Source organism: Paenibacillus sp. plas6 (assembly GCF_057221655.1).
The window spans coordinates 3,109,383-3,123,960 of the sequence record NZ_CM170151.1; the positions used below are offsets into that span (position 1 = coordinate 3,109,383).

Sequence of the window (14,578 nt, forward strand, 5' to 3'; positions counted from 1 at the left end):
CTTATAGAAAAGGGGATTTTGAATGCAAATAACGGTATTTCGGCAATATCATTTACATTTAATGCTAATGATTATTTTTGCATGCTTGCTCACTAGTTGTTCAAATAATGGAGCCCATTTTGCTTCCGAGCAGGACAAAACAGAAATATCGATTATGGTTCCTTTGCATTTTACAAATTTACCCAGTGACGAGGTGATGAATCTTTTCGAACAGTATACGAACACTGAACTGGACATTAGCTGGATTCCTGATGGCATTTATTCGGATAAGCTTAATACAGCACTTATGACCAATTCATTTAAGAAGGTTATGTTTGTAAAATATACCGATTATATGCTGGTTAAAAACTCCATTCGTGCAGGAGCTTTTTGGGAAATTGGTCCGTATCTTGAGCAGTTTCCTAATTTAAAGCAACTAAATCCTGTTATCTTACAGCAGTCAGCAGTAGATGGGAAAATTTATGGATTGTTTAGTGAGCGTCAGTCCTCACGGCAAGGTATCATTATCCGCAAGGATTGGCTTGATAAGTTAGAATTAGCACCTCCCACTAATTTAGAAGAATTGTACGATGTGTTATATCAATTTACCTATAATGACCCAGACGGTAATGGGATAGACGATACAATTGGCTTAACGGATCGAAATGATTTAATTTATGGAGCATTTAAGACATTAAGCTCATATTTTGGTACTCCGAACAATTGGGAGCTCAAGGACGGTAAAATTATTCCAGAATTTGAATCAGAGGGCTATCGCTTAACGATGGACTATATGAGGAAGATTTATAGCAATGGATTAATGAACGAGGAATTTCCCGTAACTAGTAAAGATAAGCAAAGGGAGTTGCTTATTCGTGGGAAGGCAGGAGTTTATATTGGCGCGATGACGGATGTTCAGCGGCTATATGAGGAAGCAAAGCATTTTAATGAGTCTGTAGAGTTTACGGTTGTAAATCGCATTGAAGGGCCAACTGGCTTTCATATATGGTCGATTCCAAATTTTAATGGTGTTTATTTGTTTTCTAAGAAAGCTATTCCAACAGAAGAAGAGCTGCTTAAAATTTTAGCATTTTTTGATCGAACGCTTGATGCTGATGTTGCCAATTTGATGCGTTATGGAATTTTAGATAAGCATTATTATGTTGAGGATGGAAAAGTCGTATTACCAGAAGAACTTACTGAAATTCGTATGCAGGAAATTGACGCTTTATATTCCCTAATGATTGCTTCATATAGCAATGAAAATATTATGGAAATAAAAATCCAACATCCGTTATGGAGCTATGCTGAAGATTTGATAAAAGATAATGAGCAATTTATTGTGTCCGATCCAACGGTAGGTTTGGAATCGCTTACGTTTGATGAGCGAGGCAGTGAACTATACAATTTAATTGCTGATGCAACCTATAACTATATTTTAGGTTCAATTACACTTGAGCAATTTAATCAAGAAGTTCTAACCTGGAGAGCAAATGGAGGTAACCAAATTATTAAGGAATTTCAGGAAAGTTATAATCAGAAGACAAAAAGCAATAACGAAGGGGCATAGCTGTAGCATGGGATAGTTATTCTAAGCAACGAAGCAATATTGAAAAAACTGTCAGTGGAGGAAAGTAAGCTCTGGAAACTTAGCAAGATGCATTTAAACCTGATGCTAACGTTTAATTATGAAGAAGCATCAGGTTTAAATAGCATTTTAAGCACTTACTGTTCTGTAGTGTTGTAAAGCATCAGCAAGAGCTTATCATTCCGAAACGCTCGGGAATTGTTGCGAATTCGTAGTCAACTTCAGCTACTTCATCAAGTATTACATCCTTACCAATGTCGTTCTTGTACATAATTAAAATGTCTTGCTCAGAGCTAACCTCGTTCATTGCTGCACTAGCGAATCCAGCACTGTTCAAGATTACTGAAAAGACGAGAACTGATGATAAAATTGTTATCTTCAAGTAAATTTCCTCCCTCTCTTCCTTAATATCTTGTTAACAATAACTAGCTTTTTCCGTCTTCTATTACCAATTCTCTTATTTCCATAATTTTTTTATTAATACAATTTTGAAAAATATATGATAGGCAAGTGCTAAACCGAAAGGGGGATTATCATTACAGAAAAGGATAATCATTTTTTCAGATTTTACTGTTGAACTGGCTAATATGAAGAAATGATTATTTCTGAACATCAATGTTCAATGTTACGTTTAAGACGTCTATTATGCATCACGATAGTTGCATTAGAGACAAGTAAATTCCAATAAAAACTAAATTGGAGGTCAAAATGTATGAAGAAGAAGCAAGCAGTTGCATTATTAACTGTTTTGACAGCGTTTTCAATTACAGTTAGTGCTTGTGGCAGCGATAGCAGTAATAAGCAAACTTCTACTACACCTAATAATACGTCGACAGAGAATAATACTTCTACAGCAGCACCTGAACAGAAGCAACCTACCGAAATTACAATTATGTTACCGCTAAATATTGCTGAGACACCACCTGACACGATTAAAAATGAGGTGGAAAAGCTAACAAATACGAAGCTAACGTATCAATTTTTCCCTGCTGATACGTATGAAGAAAAACTTAATGCTTCATTCGCTACCGGAACTTTGCCTCATGTTGTTTATTTGAAAAACCAAAGCACATTTTTACAGATGAAGGATGCAATTCGAGAAGGACAGTTTTGGGAAATTGGTCCTTACCTTTCTGAGTTTCCAAACTTAAGCAAGTTAAAGCCAGAAATCCTTAATAATACAAAAGTTGAAGGTAAATTATATTCACTGTACATTGGACGCCCGCTAGCTCGTCAGGGCTTAATCTATCGCAAAGATTGGGCGGATGCACTTGGATTAGAGGCACCAAAAACAGTAGATGATTTATATGTCATGCTTGATAAGTTTACCAATGAAGATCCAGATGGGAATGGTATTAATGACACAATAGGATTGGCAGATCGCAACGATCTCGTCTATGGTGCTTTCAAAACAGTTGCGTCATGGTTTGGCACTCCAAACGGTTGGGGTGAAAAGGATGGTCAATTGCTTCCAGAGTTTATGTTTGATGAATACTTCCAATCCATGGACTATATTAAAAAGATCCGTGATAACAAATTAATGAATGTTGATTTTGCTGGTACAAGTAAAACTGACCAAGTTGCACTATTTACAAGCGGCAAGGCAGGGGCTTATATCGGCTCGATGCAGGATATTAACACATTACACAAAGATCTTATTAAAAACGTTCCAACAGCAAATGCTAGTGTTCATGCATTAATTGAAGGACCAAGTGGAAAAGCGACGACTTGGGCAATTCCTGGTTATAACAATATTGTCTTATTCCCGAAAACTGCGATTAAGGATGAGCAGCAATTAAAAGATATTCTTGCATTTTTTGATGCAATGATGACACCAGAGATTGCAAATTTAATGTATTGGGGTATAGAGGGCGTTCATTATACCGTTGTAGATGGTAAAGCTAAAGTTTCAGATAATCAAGAATTAGTAGAACGTGAGGTTAAAGGATTTAAGGATAGCGTTATTGGTGAAGCCGAGACAAACGGAAGTTATGAATCTTATAACGATCTTGAAGCTCGTATTCTTGCAGAAAAATTTGTAGTTGAAAATGAAAAAATTGCAATTCATGACCCAACTGCTGCATTAGATTCAGTAACCTATGCAGAAAAAGGAACCCAACTGCAAGAGTTAATTACTGATGCCACCTATAAATATATGTACGGAGATATTGATCGCACAGGCTTTGAAAAGATAGTTGAAGATTGGAAATCTCGCGGCGGTCAAAAAATAATTGATGAATTTAACGCTTCAAGATAAGAGAAGTTGAACAACTGCCAGACACTAGAACGCCAGCAGGAGACTAACGAAAGTGAAAGCGGAGGAATAAGTAACTCGTCTGATGAATGCAGAAAGCATCAAAGTTAAGCTACATTAGCTGCCAGCGAAGGGATAGTAAGCTCTGGAATGAAGTGGGACGCTTTTAAACTTGATGCTCGCAAAAAATTCATGCAAATGCATCAAGTTTAAAAAGCGTCGGTAAGAGCTTACTGATTCCGAAGCGAAGCGAAAACTCACTGATTCCAAAGCAACAATTCTTCCATAGAGAGGAGAGGACCGTGTGCAGGAGGCAGTAACGAAGTCGCAAGCTCCAACAATATACAAATCGAATGAGCGAGTAAAGCGAATTTGGAGAAATAAATGGCTATATGTCATGTTAGCTCCAGGAATTTTATATTTTATTATTTTTAAGTATATTCCGATGTTCGGAATTATTATTGCATTTCAGAATTATAAACCTTTCTTTGGCTTCAAAGGAAGTGAATGGGTCGGCTTTGAACATTTTATTCGCTTATTCACTGAGCCTGATTTCTTAAAAATATTAACAAACACATTAATCTTATTTGCAATGAATTTACTCTTTTATTTTCCTGTTCCAATCATATTGGCATTAATGTTAAACGAAGTGAGAATCAGCTTTTTCAAACGACTATTTCAGTCACTAGTGTATTTGCCTCATTTCTTATCATGGGTCATTATTGTATCGATTAGCTTTGTTATGTTAACGATGGACGGTGGGATCATTAATGAACTGCTTGTCTATTTTGGATTTGAAAAAGTCAATTTCCTACTCAGTGAAGCATGGTTTAGACCTGTATATATTATTCAAGTTATTTGGCGTGAAGCAGGGTGGGGAACGATTATATATTTAGCTGCAATTGCTTCGATCGATCCGCAGTTGTATGAGGCAGCTCGAATGGATGGAGCATCACGTATGCGGCAAGTATGGCATATTACTTTACCAGCAATTCGCAGTGTAATTATTGTACTGCTTATCCTAAAAATAGGTGATGTGCTAGAGCTAGGCTTTGAGCATGTTTATTTACTACTCAATTCAATGAATCGCGATGTCGCTGAAATTATTGATACGTACGTTTATACTGCTGGTGTAAGACAAGGACAATTTAGCTATAGCACTGCGATTGGGTTCTTTAAGTCACTAGTTGGTTTGATACTAGTTATGCTGTCAAACTATTTAGCTAAGAAAATGGGAGAAGAAGGCGTTTATTAGGTATTGATATGAATTGCTATACTAAAACTATTGTCAGGAGGGGGCTTAATGATAGAGGATCGCACATTTAGTGGACGTATGTTTTCACTCATCAATTATATACTACTATCAATAATCGCGCTAATTACGGTGTTGCCATTCGTCCATGTTGTTGCTGGCTCGTTTACGACAAGTGCTGAGTTAGCAGTAAAACGATTTATATTGATTCCGACTGAATGGAGTCTTGATGCGTATAAATTTATCTTTTCGACGAACACCATATTTCGTGCAATGGGGGTATCCATTGGTGTCACCTTATTTGGGACGTTATTTAGTATGCTTATTACCTCATTAATGGCATACGGCTTATCACGACGCGATCTTGATGGAAGATCAACGATTATGTTTTTGGTTGTATTTACGATGTTATTTAGCGGAGGATTAATTCCGACATTTCTTGTTGTGAAAGAGCTCGGTTTAATTGATAAATATGCTGCACTTATTCTTCCTTCAACAATTAGCGCTTTTAATCTCATTATCTTAAAAAATTTCTTTCAAAATATCCCTGAAGGGTTAGAGGAATCTGCAAAAATTGATGGGAGCAGCGATTTTGGCATCTTGTTCCGCATTGTATTGCCGCTCTCGATGCCAGCAATTGCAACTTTATCTCTGTTTTATGCAGTAACGTATTGGAACACATATTTAAGTGCGATTTTATACCTTAATGATAGTGCAAAATGGCCGATACAAGTGCTGCTTCGTCAAATCGTTGTTTTAGCTAGCGGTCTTGAATTTAGTTCTGAACTCGACGCTGCAGTTCCTCCGCCTGAACAAACAGTAAAAATGGCGGTTATCGTTGTAGCTACTTTACCAATTATTTGTGTTTACCCATTCTTACAAAAGTATTTTGCTAAGGGAGCTTTGTTAGGTTCTATTAAGGGCTAGTGATCCAATATTTCATTCTTTAAAGAGTTAGAATAGGTGATTAAATACAACAAGCTGTAAATGCTGCGCAAAAAATAAAGCAATTCTAAATCGAGCAAGGAGGTACTGAGATGGAGCAAATCGCTCAATGTTCTCCACTTGTATGGGCAGAACTGGCATGTAAAAGCTTAATGAACTCATATTTGCCTGAGGAGCTTCCGCCTGCCAATCGCTGGCATTATCATCAAGGGGTATTTTTATGCGGAATGGAGAGCGTATATGAAAAAACAGGAGATGCTCGTTATGAGCAATATATTAAGCGATATGTTGATAAGCTAATTGATGTTAACGGCAACTTTATGTTTGCAAGAGATGAATTGGATGCGATTCAGCCTGGGCTTTTATTATTTAAGCTAGCGGAACGTTATCCTGATGACAGACGCTATGAAATTGCTATGAGAAAGCTTCGTTATTTGTTTGAAACATTAAATGTAACAAGTGAGGGCGGATTTTGGCATAAAGATAAGTATCCCTATAATATGTGGCTTGATGGGCTTTATATGGGAGGGGTATTTGCACTAAAATATGCTAATCGCTATGGAGATAATAAACTGCGTGAACTTGTATTATTACAGGAGCGATTAATGTACAAGCATATGAGAAATAGCGAGCTTGGCTTATTATATCATGCTTGGGATGAAAGCAAACAAATGCCTTGGGCCAATAAAATAACTGGGTGCTCATCTGAATTTTGGGCAAGGTCGTTAGGCTGGTACGGTCTAGCACTCAGTCAGTTTATTCCTGAGTTACCTCCTGAACATAAAGGAAATTCTGAGCTTAAGGAGAAATTAAAACAGTTTATTCACGCGATTATTCCTTTTCAAGACGAACAAAGCGGACTCTGGTATCAGGTTGTTAATAAAGGGGACCAAAGCGACAATTGGCTAGAATCCTCTGGCACTTGCTTATTTATATATACGATAGCTAAAGGCTATCAATATGGAATTGTTGGTGAAGACGAATTAAATGTAGCAAAAAAGGCCTATTCAGGACTGCTGGAGATAATGAAAGTTAAAGGAGAAAGCTTTACACTTCCAATGATTTGTATCGGTACATCGGCAGGTGATTATCACCACTATGTTACACGGCCAACAAGTGAAAATGATTTACATGGTGTAGGAGCTTTTGTATTGGCATCAGTTGCTTTAGCAGAGATAGAAACAGGATTTTAATATTTTAAAAGAATATAGAAAAACGGTGATCAAAGTCGAAATTTATGATTAGTTCTCACTCATAAATTACGGCTTTTTTTCTGTTTTGTAGTGAAATTACAGTTAATTTTTTAAGGACATTTTTTTATGAGAATGTTATTATTTAAAATAATTAGTTACAGTAATTTAGTTGATGGGAGGCCAATTTAGCTTGAGAAGCTTTGTACGAGATGGCTCTAAGTCTAACTTTCTTCATATTATCATTGCGGTTATACTAGGTTTGGTAGCAAGCTATTTTCTCGTATCATCTCCAACCCTCCCAAAAATCAATAGTGAAGCAGGTATTCTAGACTTAAGTGAAATGAAGGTCAGTGAAAACCCAATTAAATTAAAAGGCGAATGGGAGTTTTACTGGAAGGAACTGTTGTCTCCTAAAGAGCTTGAGGAACGTATTGCTAAAAAAGAAAATGATGCACGCTTTATTGACATTCCAAGCTCATGGTTAGGCTATCAAATGGACGATAACAAATTAAGTGGAACAGGTTATGCAACATTCCGCTTAGTCATTCAGCTTAATGAGCAGGACAGAAATGAGCGGCTTGCTTTACGAGTCCCTACAATTTTTCATTCTTATAAATTGTGGGTGAATGGTGAGCAACTAGCTGAGGTTGGTGAAGTTGGTCAGGATAAGAGCAGCGTCACTCCGACTTTGGCAACGAAGTTAGTATTCTTTCAACCAGAACAGGATACTATAGAGTTAATTATGCAAGTAGCTAACTTTCATCATAAACGAGGTGGGATTACCAAGTACTTAGAGTTAGGCGGAAGTGACGTATTAGCAGCAAGAACTGAATTAAAAATAGCTGCTGAAACATTTGTTACCGCAAGCTTATTAGTTATTGGTATTTATCACTTGCTATTATTTTTACTTCGCAGAAAAGATAGAGCCCCTTTATATTTTGGTCTGATCACGACATTTTTCGGCATCCGCTCTCTACTCGTCGGAGAACATTTAATGACTCAAATCTTGCCCAATATGTCATGGGAACTCCAATTTAAGATCGAATATATCGTTTTGAGCAGCAGTGCATATCTAGTAGCAAAATATGCTGATACAGTATATCCCGATTATGTAACAAAGCGTTTTCAAATTGCCTCCGGTTTTATAACAGGAATATTGTGTTCCATCGTTATTTTTACTCCTGCAATTGTCTATTCACAACTATTAGTAGTTATCGGTGTAAACGTGGTAATACAGGTAATTTATTTAATGATTGGACTGATTCAAGCAGCTAAAAATCGGGTTGAGGGAGCGCTTAACTTTCTTATTGTATCAGTTGTTGCTTTTATCGCCGCAATCAGTGATTTCTTATACTATAATGAATGGTCACCTATCGAAAACTCATTCTCGCTTGCCCTATTGGTGTTTACTATTGCCCAAATGTTCTTGATTTCACTAAGATTTACGAGAACGGCTGCAAATGAGGAAAGAATTTCACAGGATTTACAAATCGCTAATAATAAACTAATTGAAATGAATGCAAATTTGGAGCAACTTGTGCAAGAACGGACGAATGAATTATCTGTTGCTCATGAAGAATTGAGATTTTCTTACGAGCAATTACTGCATTCTGAGCAAGGACGTAAAAAGTTGTTAGCGTATATTACACATGATTTGCGAATGCCGCTTTCAAGTATGCTCGGCTATGTAGAGGCCGTGCAGGATGGCGTAAAACCAGAACGTAACGAGCAATATTTACAATATATTCGAGATAACACAATACGAATTAATCGAATGATTGAGGAGCTTAGTTTCTTATCACATTTGGAAACAGGTCAGATTTCCTTTCAAATGAAGCCAGTCTATGTCACTCATTTCCTTGAGCGTTTTTATGAACAGTATGAGTTAGTAGTACGTGATGCTGGATTGGACTTCCAAATGGATATTAGTGCAGTTGACAGTCTGCAGACACTGCCGCCAATTGTCAAAATGGATACGAAAAAAATGGAACAAGCATTATTTAATTTAGTCTCGAATGCAATGAAATTTACGCCAAAAGGAGGGCAAGTACGCCTAACGCTAGCAATTGAGGAAAAAAATGCACATAAGTACGTAATGATTAGTGTGGAAGACAACGGCATAGGCATTCCGCCGGATCAGCTTGAACAAGTATTTAATCGTAATTATCGATATTTCAGACCAGATACAGAGCAAGATATTGAAGGAAGCGGGCTAGGACTAGCAATTTGCCGTGAAATCGTGCAAGGTCATGGTGGTACGGTGCGAGCAGAAAGTGATGGCAGGACAGGATCGATTTTTTATATGACGTATCCACTTATTGGCGAAGAGGGAAGGGGAATTGAGGATGAGCAATTTTAAAATATTGATTGTGGACGATGATCCTCATATTTGTGAAATTATTCAAGCATATTGTGATAAAGAGGGCTTTATCTCTTCTTATAGTCACAACGGAGCAGAAGCAATGAATCTGTTAAAAACGTTGAAGCCAGATTTAATTGTATTGGACGTATTACTTGCTGATGAGAATGGAATTGATTGGTGCAGAGAGGCTCGCCAATTTACCAATGCTCCGATTATGTTCTTGAGCAGCCGTGAAGAGGATGAAGTGAAAATAAGTGCTTTATCCTATGGCGGTGATGATTATATAACAAAGCCATTTAGTCCAGGAGTGCTTATGGCTAAAATTAAAGCCCATCTTCGCAGAGTGTCAGCAGCTAAAAGAGATCAAATACTAGAACTACGAGGAATGACACTTGATTACTATGCACAAACAGTTACGATGTTTAGTAAAACGGTCTATTTATCCAAAAAAGAATTCAGTTTATTGTCTTATTTAGCGCAAAATATAAATCGCGTATGCGATGTTACAGAGCTTTATCATTTAATATGGGGAATGGATAGTTTAGAGGATACAAGAACCGTTGCAGTTCATATTAGTAATTTGCGAAAAAAAATTGAAAATGATCCGATGAACCCTGAGAAAATTATTACCATTCGCGGGGCTGGATATATGCTAGTCGACAAAGATAAGTAAATCAATTAATAGCAAACGTACGCAAGGTGCCTTATTTCTTAAAATAAGGTGCTTTTTTATTTGCATATTAAAAGACGTACAGAAGATAAAAAATGCTAAAAAATAAACTATAATCGAAATGTAAAAAAATGCAAATAAATTATACAAATAATCCATTCAATCGCAAAAATGATGTTTTTACCATATAACTATTAAAATTGTATATGGTTATGGGAGAGTGGATTTGATGATAACAACAGAATCCTCAATGCTGCCTATTCAGAGTCAATATGAGCTTGACGGCAAAACAATGAAAGCGATTGTAATCAATGAGCTTCCCCTAATAATCGAATTTGAACAATTTTTAGAGGACGAAGAATGTGACAAGCTCATTTCATTATCTGAGGGACGGCTTAAACGTTCTAAGCTGGCTACAAAAGAAATAAGTGATTATCGCACCAGCAGCGGCACCTTTTTAGAAGAAGACCATCCCATTGTTGCTGAAATCGAGCAACGTATTTCAAAGCTCTTACAAATTCCTGTACGTTTTTTTGAAGGGCTGCAGATTCTCCATTATGAACCAGGTCAAAAATTTTCAGCACACTTTGATTATTTTGGACCAAATCATCCTTCCAGCGCAAACAATCGCATTTGTACGCTAATTATGTATTTAAATGATGTTGAGGCTGGGGGTGAAACTTCATTTCCAGAGCTAAAGTTATCTATCGCTCCGAAAAAAGGAAATGCTGTTTATTTTGAATATTTTTATCAATCATCCGAGCTAAATGAATTGACACTGCATAGCGGAGATCCGGTCGTTTCTGGTGAGAAATGGATTGCTACTGAGTGGGTGCGCAGACAGGCGTATCGTTAAAAATAGTAGAATAATAGAATATATTAAACTAAAACCCATAAGAAGCCGCTTGAATGTGTGAAGTGACTCACTTATGGGTTTTATGCTTTAAAGGTGAGCGAGTTATACAAGCTTATGTTTATACCAAGCACTTCCTCTGTACCGCAAATAAAAAATAATGCCTCGTATAGCCCATTCTGCAACCATTGCTACCCAAACGCCCAATAAACCGTATCCTAATGATACGCCCAGTATATAACCAAGAATGACTCGGAATAACCACATCGTTAATAACGAAGTGATGGAGGTAAACTTAGAGTCACCAGCAGCGCGGAGTGCTGAAGGCAAAATAAAGCTTAATGACCATACAATTGGTTGAGCTACTGAAAGTAATATAATTAGCTGTAAAATATTAGGTACAATTTCCTTCGGCGGTGAGTAGAGACTAACTAGCCAAGGGAAGATTAAAAGAATGATGGCTGTAATTAAGATAAATAAGATGCTGGATAGCCATAGGAATGAACGAATAAATTTTTTAGCATCTTCGATATCTCTGCGACCGAGACATTGACCAACAACGGTAACGATGGCAACACTAATGGTATTGCCTCCTACTTGAAGCAGCATCGATAATGAATTGCTTATCGCATTTACGGTAATCGACAATGTCCCAAATTGTACGATAAAAGTTTGGGTAAGCAGCTTCCCGCCGTTGAAAAATAATTGCTCCATTGCAAATGGCAGACCAATAAACATAATCTTCTTAAGTAGTGATAATTGCAGCTTAAACATATTTTTAATGGTGCAGTGCAACGTATGATTATAGCGAAATAAGTAAAATAAGGCAGAAGCCGCACCTAGCACTCTTGCGGTGATTAGTGAAATCGCAAGACCAAGTACTCCCATATCGAGCCATGTAATAAATACTAGATTTAATATAAAATAAGACAGATTTAATATAATCGAGAGCACAAGACATGCTTTAGTCTCTGATACTCCCCGCAAAGCTCCAATAACAGCTTGATAGAGCCCCAGAAACGGATACGAAATTGCACTTCCGATCAGAAATAACTTTGCATTATTTATTACTTCATGTTCTGCTGAACCAAATAAAAAATTTAAAATTGGTGTATGAAACACAATGACAAGTAAACAAATGACCAGTGATAATGTGGTAACAGATGAAACAGCTTGTGAAGCCGCATTGGAAGCTTGAGCTGCTTCTCGTTTACCTGTGTACTGGGCAACAATAACAGTTCCACCTGTCGAGATCGCAATAAACACACTAACAATAAAAATATTTATTGAGTCTACCATACTTACTGCGCTTACAGCTGCAACTCCTGATGAGCTAACCATGGCTGTATTAAGAATGCTAATCAAAACAATGAATAATGAGTCTAAAAAAATAGGAAAGATCATCGAGAATATTTGCTTATAATTCATCGATGATCCTGTGAAATATTTATCTAGTAACTTTATGATCGGTGTTTTTATGTATGCATTCATTGCTGCAGCATCCTCTCGTATAATTGAGCTGTACTTGAGACTAGACATTTTTACAACTACTAATATTATATCATGTTATGCTCTCAAATACTTTGTAGCAAATTACAAATTCAACTCAATTATCGATTGTGCTCGACCAGGGTAGTCGGTAATCATTCCATCAATTTGGAATTTTAATACTTCCTTCATATTTTTTGTGCTATTGACGGTCCAGACCCAAATTTCGCGGCCAGCGCCATGAGCCTGCTTAACAAAATCTTCCGTTAACATCGTTTGTTCAATTGTATAAAAATTAACGTCTAACGAACCAAGATTGCCTAAGGCAAAATATAAAATTTGACCGATTTTAATATCAGGTGAAAGAGCTCGAACTTGCTTTAACGCATTAAGATCAAAGGATTGAATATATACTTGATCCTGCATTTCATAAGCTTGAATTTGCTTAACTACTTCGCTTACCAGCGCCTCACTTGGTCCATATGCCTTAAGATCAACTAGCAACTTTACCTGACCTTGCGTTTCTGCTAACACTTCTGAAAAAGTAGGAATCGAAATAGGCTGCAAATTGTTGTCATAGCCAATTACAAATTTGCTTAATTCCTCATATGTAAGGTCAGATATTTTTACTGGAGTACCAGTCATTCGCTGTAATGTTTGGTCGTGATTCAGAACTGCAATCCCATCTTTCGTTAGTTGCACATCTATTTCAACGGATTGATAGCCTTTTTCAATGGCATTTAGAACAGCAGCTAAAGAATTTTCTGGAGCAGTTTCTGTATCTCCGCGATGGGCAGAAATAATAATATTCCATTTTGCATAAACCAGGTTATCACTGGCTTTAAAGCCGATAAAAACAGTAATACCGACATAGCATAGAATAGCAACTGCATAAAATAAACGTGGTTTAGTTAAATTATCCAGAAAAGCAGAAAGCCGCTTTTCCAAGCGTCCTAAACGGCTACGAAAAACGTTTGCTCTATCCAGCGGTGTTCTTCCATCTTTTATCGTGTAATAGTAATATAAACGCGTTAAAAAGATAAGGTTTACTGGAATAATGAGTAGCGTAAACATATATGTCAAAATGGTCGACAACGTTAAGGAATAATGACTAGAAAATGCTTTAAGCAAATCAATATCCAGCCATACAGGCAAATATGACAAGGTGTTTAATATCAAAAAGCTAGTGCCTACAATAATCGTATTAAACGTAACTAAAGCAAGAAAAAGCCGCAATCGTCTGCCGCGAGTCAAAGCTTGACTGGCACGTATCGCTTCAGTAATTCTCATATCTTCCAACATAATAAAATGCAATACAAATATCCAGCGAAGGATGGTGTAAAGCAAAACAAGAACTAGCACAATATAAATGAACGTCATTGTAATCGAAGCGTTCAATACTTGATTTTGAATAAAGATAGGAAGATTAAACAATTTATAAAACGATTTCGATAATGGAGAATCGATAAATGGAATGAGCAGAAGCAGGAATACTAGCAATTGCACAGAACCGAAACCTAACAGGCGAGGTGTTTTTAGCATTGTCGTCAATATCGCGTCGATAATCGTAATATTTTTACCGAAATAACGTTGCTGTATTAAAAGGATAACTACGGATAACTCAATAAACAATGCAAATGAAGCCAGCATCCCGATTAGCAATAAGCCAATAATACCTTCGTAACTCATACTCAGCTCGTACACTTCACTATTAAGCAAGGAACCAGAGCCTAAAACCATTAATATACGATTGAAAATAAACGTAATTACTGGAATAATAACGGCACTCGTAAGTAGCATAAATATATATTCAAAAATAAGCAATTTTTTGTATGAGGCACGAAAATCCTCTAAGCTTCTTTTTAGTAAATTCATCATTATTGTTCATCCCATCTGTCTGAAACTTCTCCTCGCACCCATTATAACATAACGTTGCTAGTGATTATGAACAATCTATAGTAGTATGAAGAATAGTAAAGTGAAACTAGAGGAGA

At 36.8% G+C, this 14,578-nt stretch carries 11 protein-coding genes; 8 read left to right on the forward strand and 3 right to left on the reverse strand.

Annotated elements, in window-relative coordinates; translation table 11 throughout:
- The first annotated feature begins 22 nt into the window (after window positions 1-22).
- Window positions 23-1,549, forward strand: a complete 1,527-nt coding sequence (locus AC2TDL_RS13870; RefSeq protein ID WP_484696680.1) for an extracellular solute-binding protein — start codon at window positions 23-25, stop codon at window positions 1,547-1,549.
- Between the two features lie 181 nt (window positions 1,550-1,730).
- Here the strand turns inward: AC2TDL_RS13870 and AC2TDL_RS13875 are convergent, their stop codons facing one another.
- A complete protein-coding gene (locus AC2TDL_RS13875) occupies window positions 1,731-1,949 on the reverse strand; it encodes a hypothetical protein (protein WP_484696681.1) in 219 nt (72 codons plus the stop codon).
- Between the two features lie 330 nt (window positions 1,950-2,279).
- Between AC2TDL_RS13875 and AC2TDL_RS13880 the strand changes: the two genes are divergently transcribed.
- From AC2TDL_RS13880 to AC2TDL_RS13910, 7 genes are all read left to right on the forward strand, one after another.
- On the forward strand, window positions 2,280-3,824 hold the full coding sequence (locus AC2TDL_RS13880) for an extracellular solute-binding protein (protein WP_484696682.1): 1,545 nt from the start codon (window positions 2,280-2,282) through the stop codon (window positions 3,822-3,824).
- Window positions 3,825-4,161: 337 nt separating this feature from the next.
- Window positions 4,162-5,076, forward strand: coding sequence for an ABC transporter permease (locus AC2TDL_RS13885; RefSeq protein ID WP_484701193.1), 915 nt, complete (start codon window positions 4,162-4,164; stop codon window positions 5,074-5,076).
- A 48-nt stretch (window positions 5,077-5,124) separates the two neighbouring features.
- Window positions 5,125-6,000: a carbohydrate ABC transporter permease gene (locus tag AC2TDL_RS13890; protein WP_484696683.1), complete on the forward strand. Its 876-nt coding sequence runs from the start codon at window positions 5,125-5,127 to the stop codon at window positions 5,998-6,000.
- A gap of 110 nt (window positions 6,001-6,110) precedes the next feature.
- Complete coding sequence (locus AC2TDL_RS13895; protein WP_484696684.1) at window positions 6,111-7,211, forward strand: glycoside hydrolase family 88/105 protein; 1,101 nt, start codon at window positions 6,111-6,113, stop codon at window positions 7,209-7,211.
- 190 nt (window positions 7,212-7,401) lie between these two features.
- Window positions 7,402-9,570: an ATP-binding protein gene (locus AC2TDL_RS13900; RefSeq protein ID WP_484696685.1), complete on the forward strand. Its 2,169-nt coding sequence runs from the start codon at window positions 7,402-7,404 to the stop codon at window positions 9,568-9,570.
- Entirely contained in the window at window positions 9,557-10,246 is a 690-nt protein-coding gene (locus tag AC2TDL_RS13905; protein ID WP_484696686.1) for a response regulator transcription factor, read from the forward strand. Before AC2TDL_RS13900 ends, AC2TDL_RS13905 begins: the two co-directional genes overlap by 14 nt.
- 226 nt (window positions 10,247-10,472) lie before the next feature.
- On the forward strand, window positions 10,473-11,099 hold the full coding sequence (locus AC2TDL_RS13910; RefSeq protein WP_484696687.1) for a 2OG-Fe(II) oxygenase: 627 nt from the start codon (window positions 10,473-10,475) through the stop codon (window positions 11,097-11,099).
- 102 nt (window positions 11,100-11,201) lie between these two features.
- On the opposite strand, the gene AC2TDL_RS13915 is transcribed toward AC2TDL_RS13910, so the two are convergent.
- Complete coding sequence (locus AC2TDL_RS13915; RefSeq protein WP_484696688.1) at window positions 11,202-12,587, reverse strand: MATE family efflux transporter; 1,386 nt, start codon at window positions 12,585-12,587, stop codon at window positions 11,202-11,204.
- A 102-nt stretch (window positions 12,588-12,689) separates the two neighbouring features.
- Window positions 12,690-14,462 (reverse strand): glycerophosphoryl diester phosphodiesterase membrane domain-containing protein, encoded by a 1,773-nt coding sequence (locus tag AC2TDL_RS13920; RefSeq protein ID WP_484696689.1) that lies wholly within the window; start codon window positions 14,460-14,462, stop codon window positions 12,690-12,692.
- Between the last annotated feature and the right edge of the window lie 116 nt (window positions 14,463-14,578).

Coding starts and splice junctions, on each gene's coding strand:
- AC2TDL_RS13870 (WP_484696680.1), top strand. CDS start 23: ATGCAAATAACGGTATTTCGGCAATATCATTTACATTTAATGCTAATG.
- AC2TDL_RS13880 (WP_484696682.1), top strand. CDS start 2,280: ATGAAGAAGAAGCAAGCAGTTGCATTATTAACTGTTTTGACAGCGTTT.
- AC2TDL_RS13890 (WP_484696683.1), top strand. CDS start 5,125: ATGATAGAGGATCGCACATTTAGTGGACGTATGTTTTCACTCATCAAT.
- AC2TDL_RS13895 (WP_484696684.1), top strand. CDS start 6,111: ATGGAGCAAATCGCTCAATGTTCTCCACTTGTATGGGCAGAACTGGCA.
- AC2TDL_RS13905 (WP_484696686.1), top strand. CDS start 9,557: ATGAGCAATTTTAAAATATTGATTGTGGACGATGATCCTCATATTTGT.
- AC2TDL_RS13910 (WP_484696687.1), top strand. CDS start 10,473: ATGATAACAACAGAATCCTCAATGCTGCCTATTCAGAGTCAATATGAG.
- AC2TDL_RS13915 (WP_484696688.1), bottom strand. CDS start 12,587: ATGAATGCATACATAAAAACACCGATCATAAAGTTACTAGATAAATAT.
- AC2TDL_RS13920 (WP_484696689.1), bottom strand. CDS start 14,462: ATGATGAATTTACTAAAAAGAAGCTTAGAGGATTTTCGTGCCTCATAC.